Here is a 20845-nt window from a genome sequence, read left to right as displayed (position 1 = left end):
GCGCCGGGCAACAATCGGTTTACCGGCCTAGGCGGGGAGACTGATGTATGGCATAACTAACAATAAGACAGGGGGAAATCGAAGTGAAGCGTTCAGCAAAAGCGGTTAGCTCGGGGGCGGCGCTTATGGTGGCGGTCTCGCTGCTGTCCGGTTGCAGCGGCAATGGCAATGACAGTAGCGGCAATCATAAGTCGGCAAACCAAGGAACGAATGCGAATGCAGCGGCGACAGATGGCAACTATGTGCCTGAGAAGGATTTGAATTTGAAGGTTTGGTACACCTGGGCTGATACCGCGCCGACGAAAGGCCCTACCGAAGATGTGGTATCTCCCGAAATTAAGAAGATCACCAAAGTCAATTTCACTCAAAAGGATATTATTGTCAATAACGGCGTTACCGGCTTGGAACGTCTCAATATGTACCTGGCGACAGGCGATCTGCCGCATGTGATTTATGCCCAGAGAAGCAGTTCCGAAGACATTATCAAGAAGCTCGTTGAGGCAGACAAAGTATGGAATTTGGATGATTACTTGGCGAAATACGCACCCAATGTGTTGAAGCGGGTAACGAAGGATGCATGGGATTCGACGAAGATCGGCGGCAAGATCTACGGCATTCCAAGCGACGTTCCGGCGAATACGACCAATGCGCCAGAGCTGAAAGGATCGATGTTCGAGAAGAACGCCTCCGGGAACGGTGCATGGCAGCTGGTCGTACGCGACGATATTTTGAAGGCGTATGATCCTAGCGCCAAGACGGTCGCCGAGCTAGGCGATGCGTTGAAGAAGAACGGCAAACTCACCTATGACGATATGAAGGTGAATATGAAGACGCCGGACGATCTAATGGATTTCCTGCAGAAATCGAAGGACATGAACATGAAGACCGTCAACGGCAAAGATGTCGTCCCGCTCGATATGTGGACGCAGGGCTGGTGGATCGGTCCGTGGTCGCAGGCGTGGGGGTTTGCCGGCGGGTCCGGCGGTCCGGTGTGGGACGACGAGAAGAACTCGCTTTACTGGGCTCCGGCCACAGCGGATTACAAGAATTACTTGAAATGGCTGCATACAGCCTATCAGAACAAACTCATGGATCAAGAAACGTTCACCATGAGCGATGACCAGCGCACGAGCAAGCTGAACAACGGCCAATATGCCGTTACGCATTTCTGGCAGGATATTAGTGCGCTCAACGATACGCTGAAGAAGAGCGGGGAGAAGTTCCAGTACCGCCTTATCCAAGCGCCTGCGAATCCGATTGCCGATTCTCCGCAATATGATTTCCAGGATCCACGCGGCGGAAATTTTATTATGATCTCCAAGAGCGTGCCCGAGGACGAACTGAAGCAGATCCTCAACTGGATCGACTTCCAGTACTCGGAAGAAGGCGAGCTCCTGATGGCCTGGGGACCTGAAAGCGCAGGACTATGGGAAGAGAAGGACGGCAAGCGGAAGTTCAAGGATCCGGCGCTTGATCAGAACGCGCTGCTCGGCACGCAGACGGATAAAGACTTGGCCTTCTACGGTCTCAGCGGCGGCAACTTGAACCAAATCGATTTGGGCAGACTGATTTATACGCATGAGACGATACGCGGCTATAAGTCCGTCTATGAGACTCCGAAAAACGTGGACAATCCGTACGGGGAAGAGTGGAACGCGATTACGCAAGCAACGGTTCGTCCGATCAAGATGGATTTGACCGGCATGTTCATTAACCAAGTGCCGGAGTGGGGCAAGCTTACCGGTGAAGACGGCGTTATCGGCTGTATGAAGAACGAATGGGCGAAGGCCATTGTCGCCGATAACGATGCCAATTTCGAAAAATATTACGAAGCAGGCATGAAGCGTCTGAAGGATCTGGGACTCGATAAGGCGATCGCCGATTTGACAACGTTAATAACCGATTATCAAGCGAGCATAGGTAAATAATCCGACTAGGCATGATAGGGGTGAACCATTTCACCCCTATTTGGATTGGAGGCATGCGCCGCTACAAGCAGTCGGGCCTGGGGCGGCTGAGCACGCTGCAGGGCTTCCGTTGTCTGGCGGACAGGACAACCCATGAGCAGGCCGGGAATCGATGGGGGAGCGCAGAGTGGTTCAATCTCCCTTCGATTCGAGGCGAAGCTAGGTTACGGCGCGGCCTTCTTGCGCCTGTAGGCGGTCGGCGTGGAGCCCGCCAGCTTGCGGAACGTCCGGTAAAAGCTTTTCAAATCCTTGTAGCCCGCGGCATACGCGATCTCCGACACGCCGAGGTTCGTCGTTTCGAGCAGCAGGCAGCTTCTGGCGATCCGCTTATTGTGCACGTACTCGAGAAACGTCTGCCCCGTCCGTTCCTTGAACAGGCGGTAGAAGTGCCGGGGACTCATATCCACCGCCGCCGCTGCCTTGGCTAACGACACCGGGCCGTCGAAATGGCGGTCGAGCCATTCGAGCGCGGCGTCGAGATGCCTGCCGGCAGGCCGATGGCCGGTATCGGGCGTCTGTGCCCGCTGGAACAGCTTGACGTGCAGCAGCATCAGCCAGGCCGTCAGCGCGGCTTGGCACCCCGGTCCCCGAAGCGCGTATTCCGTAAACAAGCTGTGGAAGATGTCTCCGATTTGTTCGCTGCGGTCCGAGAAGGCGTACCAAGCCTTGCCTGTCGCGCCGTCCCGCGGAACGCCGCCCGCAGGATCGAACGGGAGCGCTAGGTCGTGCATATCTTGAAGCCGCTTCAGATAAAGGGGCTCGACGACGCAGTTATAGACAATTAGCTGCGGAGACGGCGGCTTGCCGCTCGGCCGCAGCACATGCGAGGTGCCGACGGGCAAATAGAAGACGTCGCCCCTGCGCACGCGGACGAGTTCGTCCTCGATGTAATGAAAGCCTTCGCCTTCCTCCACATAGACGATCTCGACGAAATCATGAACATGCTGCTCGAGGTAGAACCCTTCCTTCGTCCGGGTAACATGAATCGGCAGCCATTCCGCGAACAACGTGTTCCATTCCAGCACTCGTGTAACGCGCTTCATTGCACTCTGCCTCCAGCGGGTGATTATTGTCTTGAACGGCCCATGAATTTGTCTTGTTCGGCAACCTTGTCCCGTGCTGTCTTTCATTATAATGATGGATAGACAGAAGAAAAGCGCTTTCTATTCCGAGCGGCAAGGGGGCGACAATGGCGGCCGACGAGCGACAGCAAAGCGCGCAGAAAGCATGCAATCGGAATTGCGAAAGGGAACCACAATAATGAAAGCGCATTCAGTTCTTTGAGGCGAAAGGGAGGATTTTGATGAACAAACGCATTCGTATGGCCGCGCTTGCCGCGCTGCTGCTGGTGCCGGCGAACGCCGCGGCGCTCGACGCGCACGCCGATGCGCCGGCGAACGACACGTACGGCGTCAACCTGATCCCGAACGGCGATTTTGAAGACGGCGACCTCGCTTGGCCGAACTGGACCAACATCGCGATCGGTAAAGGCGGGCAGCACGAGGGCGAGATGGCGCTGAAGATCGCGGGCGGGTTCGGCGTAACGGGGCTTGACTTCGGCGCGCTGGAGCCGGGCCGCACGTATCGCTTCGGCGCCTGGTACAAGTACGAGAACGGCGAAGCCGGCGGCAATTTGAAGCTTACGCTCGGCAAGAGCTTCTCGCGGCAGCTCGACTTCAACGAAACGGACGGCAGCTACCATTACGCGGAAAGCGTGTTCACGGCACCGGAGGAACTGACGAAGCTATCCAATTCCAATCTGCAGCTCGTCAAATGGGCGAATGCGGACTTCTATCTGGACGACGTCGCGCTGCAGAAGGTTTCCACGCCGGAGGAGCTGCGAAAGGAAGCGATATCGCCGTCGTTCCTCCATTCCACCGACAATACGGAGACGCGCGTCGACCTGGCGTGGGACGCGCCGCAGGAGAAGGAAGGGCTGACGTATACGGTATACCGGGACGGCACGCCGATCGGGCATACGAGCGGGACGACCTATACCGCGGATGGGCTGCGGACCGGACAAGCCTATGCGTTCAAGGTCGTTGCCGAGCAAGAAGGACTGACATCGTTCCCGACGAATACGGCGACCGTCCAAACGAATACGCCGCTGCCGGCGCTGACGAAGGCGATCTATCCGGGTCAAATCGGCGTTGGGCTGGAAGGGATCGGCGGCCGCGGCTTCGAATTTGCGGACGCCGCGAAGACGCTCCGCGCCTGGTCGAAGCCGGACGGCTCCCCGGGCGTGAAGACGGACGCCGACGGCTGGCCGCTCGAGGATGCGTCGACGGTCTTCTTCGATCATCGCCCGGTGGCTGCCTGGCTGAACGATATCGACGATCCCGAGCGGAAGATCCCCGACATTAGCGGCACGTACAAGCTTTCCTTCAAAGGAAGGGCCGTTATCGGCAACATGGACCCCTCCAGTCCGTTCACGGTCGCCAATCAACGCTACGATGAAGCGAGCGGCACGACGACGGCCGATCTTACGCTCCCCAAGGGCGGCGGTCTGCTGTATGTCCGCTTCACGCAGACGGACGGCGGCGTCCGCGACGTGAAGCTGATGCGGCCAGGCTATGCGGCAGCCGGCGGCGAATTGTTCACGCGCGAATTCCTGCAGGCGCTTCAGCCGTTCGGCACGCTTCGCTTCATGGATTGGCTGAGCACGAACGACAACAATCCGGCCTATCCCGCCGTCACCGAATGGCAGGACCGGAAGCAGCCGACGGATGCCACCCAGCTGGAGCTGAACGGCACGAAGGGCGTAGCCTGGGAGTACGTCATCGCGCTCGCCAACGAAGCGCAAAAAGATATTTGGATCAACGTGCCGGCCGCCGCCTCCGATGATTACGTGCGGGAGCTGGCCTTGCTGCTGAAAGAAAAGCTCGACCCGGGGCTCGATATTTACGTGGAGTATTCGAACGAGGTGTGGAACGACCTGTTCAGCCAGCAGGAATACAATAAAGCGGCCGCAATCGCGGAGGGCGGCGCGGGTTCCGATCTGAGCCGTTACGTCATGACGTCCTATTTCGACGACCCGAACGACGCATCATATCCGCCGGAGCAGCGCTCATGGGCGCGCCACCGCGTGGCCAAGCGGGTCGTGGACATCGGCCGGACGTTCCAGTCCGTTTTCGGCGAGGATGCGCTGAATACCCGCATCCGTCCGGTGCTGAGCTGGTTCGTGCTGTTCCCCGACCAATACGAGGATATGCTGAACTGGGTCGACAAGACGTACGGCGATCCGCGAAACTACTTCTACGCGATCGCGACGGCGCCGTACTTCAATTCGTCCCAAGCAAGCGACGCGGCGTCGAAGACGGAGGTACTGACCGCGATGCAGGCGGACAGCGCCCGCCGGAGTTTGCCGGAGGACGGCAAAATGAAGCTGATCGATCTCGCGGCGCAATACGGACTCCATTCGTTCACGTATGAAGGCGGACCGGATTCCGGCGGCGGCAGCACGATCAACGTCGCGAACCGGATCGCCGCCCATCGCTCGGAGCGGATGGGCGACCTCGTGACGTATGACATCGGCAACAATTTCCTCGCCAAGGACGGCGACATGTTCATGTATTTCACGTTGACGAGCGGCTATAGCCGGTACGGCATGTGGGGAGCGGCGGAGGATATCTTCGGCGGCCTCCAAACGCCGAAATACCGTGCGCTCGAATCGCTGCTCGGCACGAACGTTGAGCCGTTCGCCGACGTTCCGGACGGCCATTTCGCCTCCGAAGCGGTGAAGACGCTGTACGCGAACGGGATCGCGGACGGTGAAGGCGGCCGCTTCCAGCCGAACAAAGCCCTGAAAGCCGGCGAGCTGGGCGACATGCTGGCGAAACTCTCGAGCTTCGCCGACGAGCGCAACGGCACCGGGGCCGCGGCCGCGGCTTCATCCCGGCCAGCCAAGCAAGCGGCGGAGGGTTCCGGCTCGCCCAACGCGGCCGTAAGCCGCGAGCAGCTTGCGATGGGGCTGATGCGCGTATACGAGGCGGAAACCGGACGGACGGTCAAGCATCCGGAAGCGGTGAAGCTGAAGGACGGAAAGCAGATTTCGGACGAGGCTCTGGCGGCGGTCGAAGCCGCGATCGCGACCGGAATGATGACGGCGGACCAAGAGAATTTCCGGCCGAAGGCGGCGGTCAGCCGGGCCGAGGCGGCGGTCGCGCTGGCAAGGCTCCTCGAGTATATCCGATAGGCTGTAGCTGAACGGAGGACCCCGCGGGGTCCTTCTCCTTCCGCGGTTATTTACGAACCTTTATGAATGCGCTTTCAATTATAGAAGGGAAGGAAGGGCATCATGCGCATCGCCCGGTTCGACATACCGCTTCCGCAATCGCTGAAATTCCGCTTGATCGTCGCGCTGCTCCTGGCAGCCGTCATACCGGTCTCCTTGATCGGCGGCATCTCCTATTACACCATTGACCACCTGCTCTCGGGCAAGCTGGAGAAGGGCATCCAGAGCACGCTGAACCAAGAGAAGGCCAGTCTCGACGCGACGCTCAGCAATCTGGATTACGCCTCGCAGCAGCTGGCGCTGATCGGCGATATACGCAGCCGTTACAACGCCTACATCCACCGTAAGGACCCGCTGGAGCGGGGCGCGATCGAGAAGGACGTCTATAAATATACAACGATCGTCAACTATACGAATCCCGATCTGGGCTTGATGAGCTATTATCTGCCGGATGACGAGTCCTTCCTGTTCTCCAACATGAATGTGAATCCCGATCTGCATCTCCCGCAATTTCCTCGCATTGTGACGCCGTACGCGGGGCTCGAGTTTCTCGGTCCGCACCGGACGCTCTATCCGTACAGCGCCAATACGGTGCTCTCCGTGCTGCGGACGGTCGGCGGCGGAGCCGGCGAGAAGCGCATCGCCGTCTATATCGAGACGAATTTCAAAGTGTTCGGTGATCGGCTGAACCGCCTTCCGTACGGGCTGCCGATCAAGCATGTGCTGCTGAACGCAAACGGAGAGGCGGTGTACAGCGAGCAGCCGGACGTGTTCCCGCTGAACCGCCCGGTCGAGCTGGAACCGGCGAAGGGCCGTTCCTATTTCGCGAGCGGGGATTACGCGGTGTTCGCCGCCGAGGGCCGCGCCGGCTGGACGCTGTTGACGGTAGTCGCGCGCAAGGAATTTTTCCGGGAAACGAACGAATGGATCGCCGGATTCGCCGCCGTCGGCCTGCTATCGATCGGCGCCAGCCTGCTGCTGGCCTGGTTTATCTGGCGGACGATATACCGGCCGCTCGTTCGGCTTAACCGGTATTTGCAGCATACCGCCGCGACCCTCTTCAACGAGCCGATCCGCAAGACGGGCGTATCCGAATTCGACGAGCTGCTCGGCACGTTCGGTTACATGAAGGGCGAAATCGTCAGCCTGCTGAAGGAAATCGAGCTGAAGGAGCGCAACAAGCGGGATTTGGAGGTGGAGAAGCTGATGTATCAGATCAATCCGCATTTCATCCACAATACGCTGAATACGGTGCAGTGGCTGGCGAAACTGAACGGCCAGCGCGATATCTTCGAGCTGGTGTCCTATTTCGTCGAAGTCCTGGACTATAATCTTGGCAAGGAAGGGAAGATCGTCACGATCGGGCAGGAGCTGAAGGCAGTCGGCGATTACGTGAGCCTGCAGCGGATCCGGTATCAGCATGCGTTCCGCGTCGACTTCGAAGCGGAGGACGGCACGCTCGATATTCCGTTCCCGCGGTTTCTGCTGCAGCCGATCGTGGAGAACGCGCTGTACCACGGCTTCAACAATAAGGACGGCTTCATCCGCGTGACGGTCGCCCGGGAGAAGGGCGGATTTGTCTGCGTGCGGATCGCCGACAACGGCGAGGGCATGTCGGCCGAGAAACGCAGCCAGCTGTTCGACCAGCCGGCGGATACGGCGAAGAAAGCCGGGCTCGGCATCGGACTGTCGTACGTGCAGAACGCGATCCGCTCCTTCTACGGCGAGCAGTACGGCATGCAGGTGGAGAGCGAACCCGGTATCGGCACGACGATCACGATGCGGCTGCCGGACGAGATCGGAGGGGAACACCTATGATCAGGACGCTGTTCGTGGAAGATGAATATTTTGTCCGTCAGGGGTTCGTCCACTCGCTTCCCTGGGAGAGCTACGGCATCCGGATTATCGGAGAGGCGGACAACGGGGAGGCGGCGCTTCGCTTTCTGCGGGAGCACGAAGTCGATCTGCTGATCACCGACTTGACGATGCCGGTCATGTCGGGGCTGGAGCTGCTGCGCGAAGCGAAAGCGCGATACCCCGGGCTGCCGGCCGTCGTGCTGACCTGCCATCGCGATTTCGACTATATTCAGGAGGCGCTCCGGTTAGGGGCACTGGACTACATCGTGAAGACCCGGCTCGATCCGCAAGAAATCGAACGGTCGCTCCGCCGAGTCAAGGACAGAATGACGGAGCTGCGGGCCGCCGGCCGGAAGCGGGACGCGGTGCTGCTGCTCGCGCCCTTCTCGGACGCGCAGCCGGACTGGCCGGCTCGCTTGCGCGCCGAACGCGGGCTCGGCATGGCGCGAGCGGGCGAATTCGCCTGGCTGATCGCCGAGCATCCGGGCGAAGCGGCAGCCGAGCGGATCGCGGCCGAGGCGGCGGATCGCGGCTGGTTGGCCGTACAGGTGACGGACTGCCGCGCCGATGAGATTCGGGGCATGGAAAAGCCGCTTGCGGATGCGGCCGCGCAGATGCTTCCGTACCGTTATCAAGCCGGCGTGGGCCTGCCGACGGTTTCGCTCGCCGACGTGAAGCGGCGGAGCGCGAAGCAGCGTGCCGACAGCTTGGCGGACATCGAGAAGCGCTGGCATACCTATGCTTGGGTGTTCGCGGAGCGCGAATTTCTGGAATGGTCGGCTCAGGTGCGGGCAGGCGAGCCGCCGATCCATGCGCTGGGCGCGTTTCTAACGGAAACGCTGCACGGCTGGTCGCTCGTCGAAGGGTTGAAGGACGCGGGACTGCCCGCTCTTCCCGAGCCTGTCCTCTATTGGGAGCAGTGGCTGGAGCTGCTGCGGCAGGCGCGGTCGGCGCTCGGCCGCAGATTCGCGGCGCTGCATTATTCGAAGGAGGTCTATGCGTGCGCGCTGAAGTCGCTCGACGTCATACGCGAGCAGTTGAAGGACGGTCTCCCTCAAGGCGAGGTTGCCCGGCTCGTCGGGCTCAGCCGCAGCTACTTCAGCCAAGTGTTCAAGGAGACCTTCGGCATGTCGTTCAACGAATACGCGCGCGCCTGCAGCATCAGCACGGCCCGCAAGCTGTTGGCCGGGACCGATTATCCGATTTACTGGATCGCGGAACGGTCGGGCTTTCAGGACGAACGGTATTTCAGCCGCGTTTTTCGTGAATGCACCGGCCAGCTGCCATCCGAATTCCGGATTCGGCAAGCGAACGGCAAGCATCGAACCGATTAATGCTGTCCGAAGGCCGTGCGAAAAGCGTCCGATATCCGGAGCGAAGCGGAAACGGTTTTCGCCGTCTCTCCAAACGATCTTCGCTGATCGATGGTCCGTGCGATCGGGTAAGCTGGACTCAGATCTTCCACATTCCGAGAAGAAAGAAGGGGTAGGCCATGAAAAAGCTGCGCGCGGGCCTTGCGCTGACGGCGGCGCTGCTCGTCCTGTCGGCGTGCTCGAATGCGAACAACGGGGGAAGCGGAGGCACGAACGCCGGCGGCGCGGGCGGATCCGGCGGCAACACGCAAGAGGCCGGCACGAACAAAGAGCCGGAGGCGGCGCCGGATCCGTTCGGAAAATACGCGGAAACGCTCGAGCTCAGCGTCATCTACGACCGCAACCCGGAATCGGAGAAATCGTTCATTCCGGGAAGCACGTACGAATCGAACTGGACGAACGACTTCTGGCTCGACAAGCTGAATATCAAGCCGGTCGTCAAATGGAGCGCTCCGTCCGGAGACCAGTTCAACCAGAAATATAACCTGATGTTCGCGAGCAACGACCTGCCGGACGTGTTCATCCTGAAATCGACCGACAACAAGCAGTCCGCCCGCAGCATGCTGAAGCGCCTCGTCGACGCCGATATGGTCGAAGATTTGACGGACGTCTATGCGAAGTATGCGTCGGACGAGGTCAAGGACTACTATCAGACGTTCGATAACAAAGCGCTCGATTACGCCGCCTTCGACGGCAAAATGTACGGTTTGCCATCCCAGGGCGACACGTATGCGAACGTACAGATATTGTGGGTGCGCCAGGACTGGCTGGATAAGCTGGGCCTGCAGCCGCCCAAGACCGTCGACGATCTCGTCGCCGTCGCCAGGTCGTTCAAGGAGAAGGACCCGGACGGCAACGGCAAAGCGGATACGATCGGCCTTGCGATGCAGAACCAGTTCATGGACCCGGCGTTCACGGACGCCGTCTCGATCTTTAACGCCTATCAGTTATTTCCCAAAAATTGGGTAAAGGACGACGAGGGCAAGGTCGTCTGGGGCGGCATTCAGGCAGAGACGAAGAAGCCGCTTCAGGTGCTGGCGGACATGTACAAGGAAGGACTGCTCGATTCGGAATTCGCGCTGAAGGACGGGAACAAGGAAGCCGAGATGATCACGTCGGGAAAGGCCGGGATGCAGATCGGTTCCTGGTGGAACGGCAGCTATCCGCTGACGTTCAATATCGACAACGATCCGAAGGCGGACTGGAAGGCGTATACGCTGACGACCGACAATACGATCCATGCCGTCATGGACTTCCCGACGAATCAGTTCCTGGTCGTCAAGAAAGGGTTCAAGAATCCGGAAGCGGCCGTGAAAATATTGAATTTCGGCACGAAGGTCAGCCATTCCGGCTACCAGGAAACGGTGGACCGCCGCAATGAACTGGACACTCAGTACGGGCGCGACAAGGTCGATGCGCCAACGATCATTCCGAACTTCGGCATCGCCTACCTCGATACGACGCTCCGCAGCGTCAAGCTGTTCGAGGATATTTTCGCCGGCAAGGCGACGGTGGACGATCTGACGGTCGGCGAGCGGCAAATCTTCGAAGGCTCGCTGCAGCCGAACCACGACAACCCGCGCAAGGACCCGGGCAAGTATAAAGATTACATCAACTGGATGTCGGCGCTCTCCGCGATCGCGCATTCCAAGCTCGATATTCAGTGGAACGCCTTCAACGGCTCGACGCCGACCTACGACGCCAAGATGGGCTCGCTCATGGACAAACAGCTGACGGCGTTCACGAAGATCATCATGGGCAAGGAGCCGATCGCCTATTTTGACACGTTCGTCAAGGAGTGGAAAGCGCAGGGCGGCGATCAAATCACGCAGGAAGTGAATGACGCGGTCGCCAAAGAAGGCGGCTGACGACTATAGTCCGCTTAGCCGGACGGCGGCAAGCCTAAAGCCTGCCGCCATCCGCTTCGAGACGGCGGCAGGAGCGAGGACGAGAGAATGACCAAACTCTTTAAAAACGATCAGTTCCATTATCACATCATGCTGCTACCGGTTTTTGTCCTGTTCATTCAGTTCCATGTGCTGCCCATCTACGGGATATTGCTGGCATTCAAGCATTTTGTCCCGACGAAAGGCATCGTCGGGTCGCCGTGGGCGGGGCTGGAGCATTACGAATTTCTGATCCAAAACCCGGAAATCTGGCGCGTGCTGCGCAACACGCTGCTCATCTCGGTCGGCAAGCTGATCACGCTGCTCATTCTCCCGATCGTGCTGGCCCTCATGCTGAACGAATTGCGCGTCAAGTGGTTCAAGCGGTCGGTGCAGACGATCACGTACTTGCCGCACTTTCTGTCATGGGTCATATTGGCGGGGATCTTCCGCGACATTCTGTCGACCCACGGCATCATCAACCATATGCTGGAGTCGATGTTCGGAATGAAGCCGATCATGTATCTCGGCAGCAATTTTTGGTTTCGTCCGATTATCATCCTCTCGAACATGTGGAAGGAGATGGGGTTCTCGACCATCATTTATTTGGCCGCGCTGACGAGCATCAATCCCGCCTTATACGAAGCGGCGGAGATCGACGGCGCGACCCGGTTGCAGCGCATCCGGCACGTGTCCATTCCCGGCATCGCCATGGTGATCGCGCTGCTGGCGACGCTCAGCTTGAACGGCATTCTGTATGCGGGCTTCGATCAGATCTACAATTTGTACAACGTCATCGTATACGATACCGGCGACGTCATCGAAACCTGGGTCTTTCGCAACGGCCTGGTCGGCGCGCAGTACGAAATGGGCACCGCGGTCGGGCTCGTCAACAGCGTGATGGGGCTGTCGCTGATTGCGCTCACCTATACACTGGCTTATCGGTTTGCCAACTACCGCATATTCTAGCCCGGGAGGAGAACACCGCATGCTTGCTTCCAAATCGTCCGGTTCGCGGGCATTCGATGCTGCGTTGATATTGATACTGACGGTCGTCTCGGCCGCCACGCTATTTCCGATCTTGCATACCGTCGCGGTCTCGTTCAGCAATCCCGCCATCGCCGGTTCCGGCACGATCACCGTGCTTCCCAAGGGGCTGTCGCTGAATGCGTACGCGCGCGTCATGGACGACAAGCAGTTCTTCCGCTCGCTCTGGGTATCGGTAGAGCGGATCGCCATTACGCTGGCGCTCGGAACCGTCGTCACCTATTTGGCCGCCTTCCCCTTCTCCCGGGAAACCCGGGATTTCCGGATGCGGAACGTGTATCTCTGGCTGCTATTGATCGTCAGCAGCTTCAACGGCGGCATCATTCCGGGGTACATGAACGCCAAGAATCTCGGCTTGTACGACAATTTCTGGATCCTGGTTCTGCCGTACTTGTTTAACTTCGGCAACATCTTGCTCGTGTTCAATTTTTGGCGCAATCTGCCGAAGGAGCTGGACGACTGCTCGAACATCGATGGGGCAGGTCCGTGGATGAAGCTGGCGTACATCTACTTTCCGCTGTCGCTCCCGGTGCTGGCAACGATATCGCTCTTCACGATCGTCAACACGTGGAACGAATATTTCCAGGCGATCGTTTTTATTAACGATCCGCATCTGATGCCGCTGCAAACGTATTTGCAGCAGATCGTCGTCACGATCGACCCGACCCGTCCCGAGGATATCACGAAGGCGGGCGGCTCGCTGTCGGACATATCGAACCAGACGCTCGATGCGGCAAAAATATCGCTGACGATGCTGCCGATTGTATTCGTGTATCCGTTCTTGCAGCGATATTTTATTCACGGCATTACGCTCGGATCGGTGAAAGAGTAAGCATGGCTTGCCGCAGCATGCTCGGCATGGGTTCGGTCATATACCGGACTCATGCCTTTTTATGTATACGACAAACTGTAATCTACTTCACAGAACGCCGCTCGAACGTGGAGCTATAATCGGGTTATCACGTGATATTGGAGGTTTCGTAACGATGAGCAACCCGAATTTAACCGAGCAGCTGGAAGCGGCCGTCCGGCAGTTTAAGGCCGATTCGCCGATGGAAGCGCAGATCCAGATCGGACAAATGATCGAAGAACTTCAGAAGTCCGGGGTCGCGTCCGGGAAGCAAGCCGGCGAGAAGGCGGCGGACTTTCGATTAACGAACGCCCTGGGCCGGGAGGTCATTTTATATGATGAGCTCGCGAAAGGACCGGTCGTACTCGTGTTCTATCGCGGCGGATGGTGTCCCTTCTGCAATATGCAATTAAGGGCGTACCAGCAAATCCTGCCGGAGATCCAAGCGATGGGAGCGCAGCTCATCGCGATTAGCCCGCAACAGCCGGATCATTCGTTGTCCCTTCAGGAGAAGGAAGGATTGGAATTTCAAGTCCTGAGCGATCCGAACGGCGTGGTCACGGCCAAGTACGATCTGTTATTCGACGTTCCGGCGGGCGTACAGGCGCTCATGGAAGGAATCGGACTCGATCTGGCCGAGTATAATAATACTTCGAAATGGGTGCTGCCGGTTCCGGCTACCTTCATGATCGACGAGAATGCCGTGATCCGCTCCTCCTACGTCAATCCTAATTTCATGCAGCACCAAAGCCCGGAGGACATCTTGCGCGAGCTCAAAAAGCTGTAACGACTACAACATTACATTGTGCTTAAGAAGGAGAATGGATTATGACGATAACCAAAAAAGAAATTTTAGACGCGCATCGTTTTCGGCATGCAACCAAAGCATTCGATCCGAGCAAAACCGTCTCCGACGACGACTTTCAGTTTATTCTGGAAACAGCCCGGCTCTCGCCCAGTTCGTTCAGCACGGAGCCGTGGAAATTCGTCGTGGTTCGAAACGAACGGCTTCTGAAGCAAATCAAACACATCTCGTACGGAGCGGCAAGCAAGCTGCCGGAGGCCAGTCATTTCGTCATTATTCTGGCCCGGACTCCGCTCGATATGAGATACGACTCCGCCTACCTGACGGCGCAGCAGGCGAGAGACGTTCCGGCGGAACATCTGCCGAGGCATCTCGAAATACTCGAATCATTCCAGCGAGATGATTTCAAGCTGCTGGATCATGAACGATTCCTTACCGATTGGGCCATCAAGCAGACCTATATACCGCTTGCGAATATGATGACGTCCGCGGCGCTGATCGGCATTGACTCGTGTCCGATCGAAGGCTTTGATATCGAGACCATGAATCGGCTGTTGGAGGAGGAAGGGCTGCTGGAGGACGGGCATTTTACGATCTCGGTCATGATTGCCTTCGGTTATCGTCAAAAAGAGCCGAAACCGAAAACGCGCAGACCGTTCGACGACGTCGTGAAGTGGGTCAACTAAACGTAGGAGACGGGACATGACGCAATATTGTGTATTACGGCGACGCCTATAACGAGATTGCCGAGATGGCGATGCGCACCGATAAATACGTGTTCGTCTCCCCGAATCGAAAAAATCCCCCTCGAGGGGATTTTATGTTGAATGCTCCATCGGCGCCGCCTGTCTGCCGGCTCGTTCGCCATTTACGACGGATGTCTGAGGACGCTCGCAATCGTCTGGATGCCCTTTATAATGTTCATGTCCTCCACATTGCCGAATCCCATAATAAGCCGATTCTCGTACGTTCCTTTCACGATGGTGTATCGGTCAGCCGGATAAACTTTAATATGACGTTCCTCGAGCCGAGCGGTGAAGCGGGCGTCGCATACGCGATCGGCCATCTCCGCGACCAGATGCAGGCCTGCGGCATCCCCGGATATGTTCACGCTGCCGCCGAATATGTCGGACAAACCGGCGATGAGACTTTTTCGCCTTCTGCTGTAAATGCGCTTCATGCGGGCGATGTGGCGCTCCAGGTGGCCATCGGCGATAAATCTCGCCAACGTGAGCTGCGGCAAGACCGGACTGTGCATGTCCGTCAGCCGCTTTACGCGAAGCAGCGGCGTCAGCAGCTCGTGCGGAACCACCATATAGCCCATACGCAGCGCGGGAAACAAATTTTTACTGAACGTCCCGACATAGACGATCCGCTCCGCGTCGAGCTCTCGCAGGGCATGTACCGGCATGCCCGTATACCGGAATTCGCTGTCGTAGTCATCCTCGATAATGTAACAGCCGGTTTGCCGGGCGTATTCGATCAGCTGCAGGCGCCGCCCGATCGATAGAATGCTGCCTAACGGAAATTGATGCGAGGGCGTGACGAATACGCATTCGGGGTGCCGATGGGCCGGGATGTCGTCCACGCGCAGGCCGTGCTCGTCCACGGGAACCGGTATAAGCTCGGCGCCTGTCGAGGCGAGAATATGCTGCACGAAGGCGGCGCTCGGATCTTCGATGACGGCCTCGTCCCCCGGTTTCAAGAATAGCCGGGACAGCAAGGCTATGGCTTGCGTCGCGCCGGAGGTGATGATCACCTGCGAAGGCTGGCACCGAATGCCCTTGGTATGCAGCAGCAGCCGGCAAATCTGCGCGCGAAGCTGCCAATGACCCGCGGGATCGTCGTCATAGCCGAATTCGGACGCAGGCGTATTCGCATAGGCGGCCATGGCGGTTTCTCGCCATCTCTTGATAGGGATATGCGCCAGAGACGGAAAACTGGGGCGAAAATCGATCCCTTGGAAGCGAGCCGGCGGTTCCGCATCGGCCGCTTCACCGGGAGCATCGAGTCCTTGGAGCTGAGCAGGGATGCGTCGCGTGCTTCCGCCGAAATCCACGACATAGCTGCCGGAGCCTTGCCGGCCTTCCAAGTACCCTTCAGCGATGAGCTGTTCGAACACATCCACGATGAGCGCCCGCGATACGCCGAATTCGTTGGCCAAATCCCGCGTCGAAGGGAGCTTGACACCGGCCGCATAGACGCCTTGAAAGATCTGTTCGCGCAGGAACGAATAGATGGCTTTGGTTTTCGATTCATTGGCAGCAGACAACATGCGTCGGTGCATCAAGCAAGCCTCCCTCATCCCGAATAAGTGGTATGCTGATTTTTGACCAAAAGTGGACCTGATGGAATCCAATTGTACATGCTAATATGGATATTGCAATGCAAATTTTCCTAACAAGGCATGCTGTCATCCCGTTGGCTTGCACCAGGAGGCTCGATAATCCATGAACAAGCTCTGGTATTTGTCGCAAATCAGCATTTTCGATGAAATGTCGCGAGAAGAGATGCGAGAGATCGATCAATTGGATACCATCCATCATTTCAATCGCATCGCGAAGAACACCCTGGTCCAAACCCCGGAGTCCTCCCGCGAGGGCCTCTTCTTCGTCAAGGAGGGCAAGCTTCGCCTCTACAAATTGAACGAGAGCGGCAAGCAGTTTACGCTGGGCATTCTCTCGAAAGGCAATATTTTCGGTGCGCTCAATTCGTTCTCGTTCGGAACCAGCCGGGTGTATATCGAAACGCTGGAACCGTCCCTGCTATGCACCATGTTCGAGCCTCAGTTCGAACGGCTGATGATCAATCGGCCTCAGCTCGCGCTGAAATTCCTCAAAACGCTCGGCGAGCGGTTAAAGGAGCGGGAGGAACAATTGGAGCAGCTTGCGCTGTATGGTCTTAGAGAACGCGTGCTCCATATCCTGTCCACGCTGAGCGCGAAATTCGGCATCATTCGAGACGGGTATGCGCTGATCGACCTGCCGCTGTCCCATCAAGAGATTGCCAATATGCTCGGCGCCAGCCGCGAAGCGGTCAGCGGCGTCATGAGCGAGCTTGCCAAGGAAGGCATCGTGAAGACATCGCGCCTGTCCGTTCAGCTTGCGGTTACGGTACTTGAAGAACAACTGTCTTAACAGGCCGATATGGACTCTTTTACGAAGGAGATGATCCGATTTGATCCATACGCTCATCGAATACTGTCTATGCAAGCAAGGAGCGGCGAAGGATTATCCTTTGGGTGAACGCGGTCCATTGGCGATCAAAATCGCAGGGAAATTATTCGCGCTTTTTTATGAGGATAAAGGGTTCTTGAACCTGAAATGCGACCCGCTGATCGCGGAAAACTTGAGAGAGCAGCATGAGGACATTCGGCCGGCGTACCATATGAACAAAAAGCACTGGAATACGATTATTCTCGAGGGGTCTTTGCCGGAATCGGATATCTTCGCCATGATCGACCGATCTTACGATTTGGTCGTTCACAGCCTCCCTAAGCGCATCCGGGCGTCTATTTGAGTTGTCCGAAGGCTCATTCACCATTTGATTCTTTTGATCAGACGGAGCATGGTTTCTTTCTCCTCCTCGCCGAGCGGCCATGTCCGGATATCGTCTTGGATGGCTGGCAGATTGGCATACCCTTTGGCCACGCCGTTCAGCCTGGCCGCCAAGGTGGCGTTCGTCAGTTCTTGAGGGGATGGATAGAGCCTGCTCAGCGCTTCGATCGCGCTGGGATAGCGTTTCAAATAATATTTCTGATGCCGATCCTCGGCGGGGTAGAACCGGCTATAGGGAGCAATCTCGGTGTCGGGCTTTCCTTTTCCTTGTTCTTCCCGCGCTTTCATGACGTTTTGGATCACGCCTAGCTGGCTGGGGCCGCGGTACAACACCAAGGATTGATACTGACGGCCTTTATACGCGTTGATATTGAACGGATTGTGGTTGTTCCAAAATACTTCCAACAGGTTCTCTAGCGTAACGATCCGGGGATCGTAATCCATTTCGACCGTTTCCGTATGATCGCCGAGCTGCCGGTAAGTCGGATGATCCAGGGTTCCTCCGGCATAGCCGACGCGGGTTCGTACGATTCCTCTTAGCTGCCCGAACAAGGCGTCCGGACTCCAAAAGCAGCCCATGCCAAGCGTCACCGTGCTTAGGTGATCGTCCTTCATCTAATCCGCCTCCGTTACTTTTTTCCTGATGGTTAGTATGTCCGGCCGTAGAATGTACATATGCGAAGCATGACTGGATATGGCTCTTTGGACCAATTTCATCGTTTCCTAAATATGGTACCCTTAATGAAAACGTCCATGGGAGTGATACGAAATGAACCGAAGATCCATGCTTTGGATGTGCGGACTGCTGCTGCTGACGCTGCTTCTGCCCTTCCGGGCGACCGCTTCTGAAAGCGATTTCGCGGCGGCGCAAGAAGACATCCAAATCACGTTGAAGCAGCTGACGACCGATCACGCAGCCACTAAGCTGCAAATTGCCGCGGCCGTGACATCCTTGTACGAGCTTAAGAGCGTCACGGCTTCGACTAGCGGCCGCGAAGTGCCGCTGACACGCGCCTGCCCGAGCTGCGATTGGAAGGGAGAATTGCCGCTAAGCGGTCTGGCGAAAGGCAAACATACCTTAATTATAACAGCTGTGGATATCTATGATAGCACGAGAACGGGGACGGGCGCCTTTACCTATGACGAACCTCCCGTCATCACGCGAATGGAACCGGCTAATGGAGCCATTATTCGCGATACTAGCCTGCACGTCATCGCCGAAGCCGAGGATGACCTCGCGAAGCCTTCTTTTTTGGTGCAAATCGGACTGTCCCCCCGTTATCCGGATTTCATCGAGAGCGATGGGGGCACAGGCAAGTTCGACCGAGTCTTCGATGTAACGAAGTTCAACGGCAGATCGCTGAGCATCGAATATATCATTTCGGATGGACAACAATCGCCGGGCGGCGATGACAACCATCGGATCAACTTGTTTCGCACCGTCTATGTCGAAACCAGTCCCGAATTGGTGGAGATGGAGCGCGAATCGGGTTCGGTCTTGGATGCGGATGAGTCTCGTCTGCTGCTTGCCGGGAGCGGTGAATTGATCATCAAGAACCGTAGTGACGGTACCGAGACGAAGCTGCCAAATGACGGGTATGCGAACCACGGATCTTGGTTCAGGCTGACGCCCGCCGGAGCCGCCTTCCTCGTCGACGAAGGTCAGGATGGGTATACACGAATGATGCTGCATACCTGGAATGGAGAGAAGCTCACGTCCACTGATGTGCCGCCCGAACTGACTTGGCAGTTCAGCGGGAACTATGCATTAGGAGGCGATTCGTGGTGGATCGATACCAAGACCGGGACCGCCCGCACGATTCCGAAGGAGAATGACAACGAACTTGCCGTTGCGCTGGAACCGGGCGGTACCCTTTTGCTGGATTCGGATTTGAGCGGGCAGAAGAGCGGCCGGATTTTCCGCTATGACCCGGTTACGGGAAGCCTGACAATCGCATTCGAGTATCCAGGGGCACCGAGCAGACCGGTGACCGACGGACAGGCGGTTCTGTTCACCGTGAACGACGGCAGCAGCCTCATGAAATACCAGGACGGAACGGTAACGGAAGTCGATCGCGGTACGACAGCGGGACGCATAAGCGACTATACGGTACACGAGGGCTGGATAGCCTTCCAGAAGCCGAGCGCAAGCAATGTGCGGCAAGTGTATTTGCGGTCCCCTGAAGGCAAGGTCACGCAGGCCACTTCCTTTAACAAAGCGTCTAGCATTCATTCTTTAGATAGCTCGGGTACCCTGGTCATCGAAAACGACAGCAAGTTGTACCAGTACCGCCAGGGAATGGACAAGCCGACGCTGATCGCCAGCAGCCAAGGCAAGTTGAAGTCGATCAACGGCCAGCTCGTTTATTTGCTCAGCGATACCCTCTTCGGCGTGAAGTCTCCGTCGCCGAGCGATACGGAGGCGCCCGCGTGGCCTCAGGGCGACGTGCTGACGTATTCCGATGTGACCGCGAGCAGCGTACAGCTGCATTGGCAGCCGGCCGCCGACAATACGGGAGTAGCCAACTACTTGCTCTATCAAAACAATCAGCTGCTGACGACCTTGAGCGGATCCGCGAACCGCTACGAAGTGAAGGGATTGTCGCCGAAGTCGTCCTACCTCTTCTCGCTGGCCGCTGTCGATGCTGCCGGCAACGTAAGCTCGAAACAGAATGTGACGGTCGCGACTGCCGCCGACAATCCTGCTCCGACGCCGGAAACGCTGCTTAACCGCTTCGACGGAACGATCCTGGACTTTGACCAGCATCGTATCGTTTGGAAAGCGGCCGGCGATCCCGTGCTCTGGCTGTACAACCGTACGGACCGAACCCAGGTCAAGGTGTACGACGCTGCCGGGACGGACTACACGATCGGCAAAGCCATGTTATCCGCCGATGGCGTCGTGTATACCCTGTCGCTCGATGGATCGCCCATGACGTACTATTGGAAGAACGGCGCGGTTCTGCAGCATTGGGAGGGGGAGACGCAGTACGATACGAGAGGGATACCGGACGGCGCCGTCGTGTATAAGCTGAACGGCACCACGTACCTGTACTCCACCTTAGAAGGAAAGCAGTTGTATTCCTTCAGCGGACCGGGAGAGCTGTATTACCGGGAGCATGTCTACAGCGGTCCGGGAGCGCTGCAATACCGGTACGGCGCATGGTACCGCGTTGACGGCGGCACCTTGTATAGCATTCGAATTTAAGGAAAGCCTCCTGAAACCCGGGGATCTCCATCCGTAACCCGTAAGCCGATTCGGGCCGTTC

15 protein-coding genes are annotated in these 20845 nt (G+C 57.5%); 12 read left to right on the top strand and 3 right to left on the bottom strand.

The features are described from left to right. Positions 1-83 precede the first annotated feature (83 nt). Entirely contained in the window at positions 84-1928 is a 1845-nt protein-coding gene (locus ACFPB1_RS14715) for a hypothetical protein (RefSeq protein ID WP_379226526.1), read from the top strand. A gap of 203 nt (positions 1929-2131) precedes the next feature. On the opposite strand, the gene ACFPB1_RS14710 is transcribed toward ACFPB1_RS14715, so the two are convergent. After that, a complete protein-coding gene (locus ACFPB1_RS14710; RefSeq protein WP_379226524.1) occupies positions 2132-3010 on the bottom strand; it encodes an AraC family transcriptional regulator in 879 nt (292 codons plus the stop codon). 260 nt (positions 3011-3270) lie between these two features. On the opposite strand from ACFPB1_RS14710, the gene ACFPB1_RS14705 reads away from it, so the two are divergent. The 8 genes from ACFPB1_RS14705 to ACFPB1_RS14670 all read left to right on the top strand — a co-directional run bounded on the left by ACFPB1_RS14705 (position 3271) and on the right by ACFPB1_RS14670 (position 14705). After that, positions 3271-6162: an S-layer homology domain-containing protein gene (locus tag ACFPB1_RS14705; protein ID WP_379226522.1), complete on the top strand. Its 2892-nt coding sequence runs from the start codon at positions 3271-3273 to the stop codon at positions 6160-6162. A gap of 102 nt (positions 6163-6264) precedes the next feature. Continuing rightward, positions 6265-8019 (top strand): cache domain-containing sensor histidine kinase, encoded by a 1755-nt coding sequence (locus ACFPB1_RS14700; RefSeq protein WP_379226520.1) that lies wholly within the window; start codon positions 6265-6267, stop codon positions 8017-8019. Then, complete coding sequence (locus tag ACFPB1_RS14695) at positions 8016-9392, top strand: response regulator (protein ID WP_379226518.1); 1377 nt, start codon at positions 8016-8018, stop codon at positions 9390-9392. The genes ACFPB1_RS14700 and ACFPB1_RS14695 overlap by 4 nt, the downstream gene beginning before the upstream one ends. Before the next feature lie 158 nt (positions 9393-9550). Then, positions 9551-11299 carry a hypothetical protein gene (locus ACFPB1_RS14690; protein ID WP_379226516.1) on the top strand — a complete coding sequence of 583 codons (1749 nt, stop codon included), beginning with the start codon at positions 9551-9553 and terminating at the stop codon, positions 11297-11299. A gap of 87 nt (positions 11300-11386) precedes the next feature. Next, positions 11387-12286 carry an ABC transporter permease gene (locus ACFPB1_RS14685; protein ID WP_379226514.1) on the top strand — a complete coding sequence of 300 codons (900 nt, stop codon included), beginning with the start codon at positions 11387-11389 and terminating at the stop codon, positions 12284-12286. A gap of 19 nt (positions 12287-12305) precedes the next feature. Then, a complete protein-coding gene (locus tag ACFPB1_RS14680; protein WP_379226512.1) occupies positions 12306-13196 on the top strand; it encodes a carbohydrate ABC transporter permease in 891 nt (296 codons plus the stop codon). Positions 13197-13350: 154 nt separating this feature from the next. Beyond that, positions 13351-14001 carry a peroxiredoxin-like family protein gene (locus ACFPB1_RS14675; protein WP_379226510.1) on the top strand — a complete coding sequence of 217 codons (651 nt, stop codon included), beginning with the start codon at positions 13351-13353 and terminating at the stop codon, positions 13999-14001. A gap of 41 nt (positions 14002-14042) precedes the next feature. Then, the gene (locus tag ACFPB1_RS14670; protein ID WP_379226508.1) at positions 14043-14705 is read left to right on the top strand and encodes an NAD(P)H-dependent oxidoreductase; all 663 of its coding nucleotides are present in this window, start codon (positions 14043-14045) and stop codon (positions 14703-14705) included. 182 nt (positions 14706-14887) lie between these two features. Here ACFPB1_RS14670 and ACFPB1_RS14665 read toward each other — a convergent pair whose 3' ends face one another. After that, positions 14888-16306 (bottom strand): PLP-dependent aminotransferase family protein, encoded by a 1419-nt coding sequence (locus ACFPB1_RS14665; protein ID WP_379226506.1) that lies wholly within the window; start codon positions 16304-16306, stop codon positions 14888-14890. Positions 16307-16469: 163 nt separating this feature from the next. On the opposite strand from ACFPB1_RS14665, the gene ACFPB1_RS14660 reads away from it, so the two are divergent. Both ACFPB1_RS14660 and ACFPB1_RS14655 read left to right on the top strand, forming a co-directional pair. Next, positions 16470-17156, top strand: coding sequence for a Crp/Fnr family transcriptional regulator (locus ACFPB1_RS14660; protein WP_379226504.1), 687 nt, complete (start codon positions 16470-16472; stop codon positions 17154-17156). 40 nt (positions 17157-17196) lie between these two features. Beyond that, positions 17197-17538, top strand: a complete 342-nt coding sequence (locus ACFPB1_RS14655; RefSeq protein ID WP_379226502.1) for an MmcQ/YjbR family DNA-binding protein — start codon at positions 17197-17199, stop codon at positions 17536-17538. A gap of 17 nt (positions 17539-17555) precedes the next feature. Here ACFPB1_RS14655 and ACFPB1_RS14650 read toward each other — a convergent pair whose 3' ends face one another. Continuing rightward, positions 17556-18191, bottom strand: coding sequence for a peptide-methionine (S)-S-oxide reductase MsrA (locus ACFPB1_RS14650; RefSeq protein WP_379226499.1), 636 nt, complete (start codon positions 18189-18191; stop codon positions 17556-17558). A gap of 154 nt (positions 18192-18345) precedes the next feature. Here ACFPB1_RS14650 and ACFPB1_RS14645 point away from each other — a divergent pair, with 154 nt between their 5' ends. Continuing rightward, positions 18346-20784, top strand: a complete 2439-nt coding sequence (locus ACFPB1_RS14645) for a fibronectin type III domain-containing protein (RefSeq protein WP_379226497.1) — start codon at positions 18346-18348, stop codon at positions 20782-20784. Positions 20785-20845 lie beyond the last annotated feature (61 nt).

This window comes from Paenibacillus sp. GCM10023250 (assembly GCF_042653205.1).
Classification (GTDB): domain Bacteria; phylum Bacillota; class Bacilli; order Paenibacillales; family Paenibacillaceae; genus Paenibacillus_Z.
The sequence above is the reverse complement of the archived record's forward strand: the minus strand, read 5'-3'. Positions and strand labels throughout refer to the sequence as shown.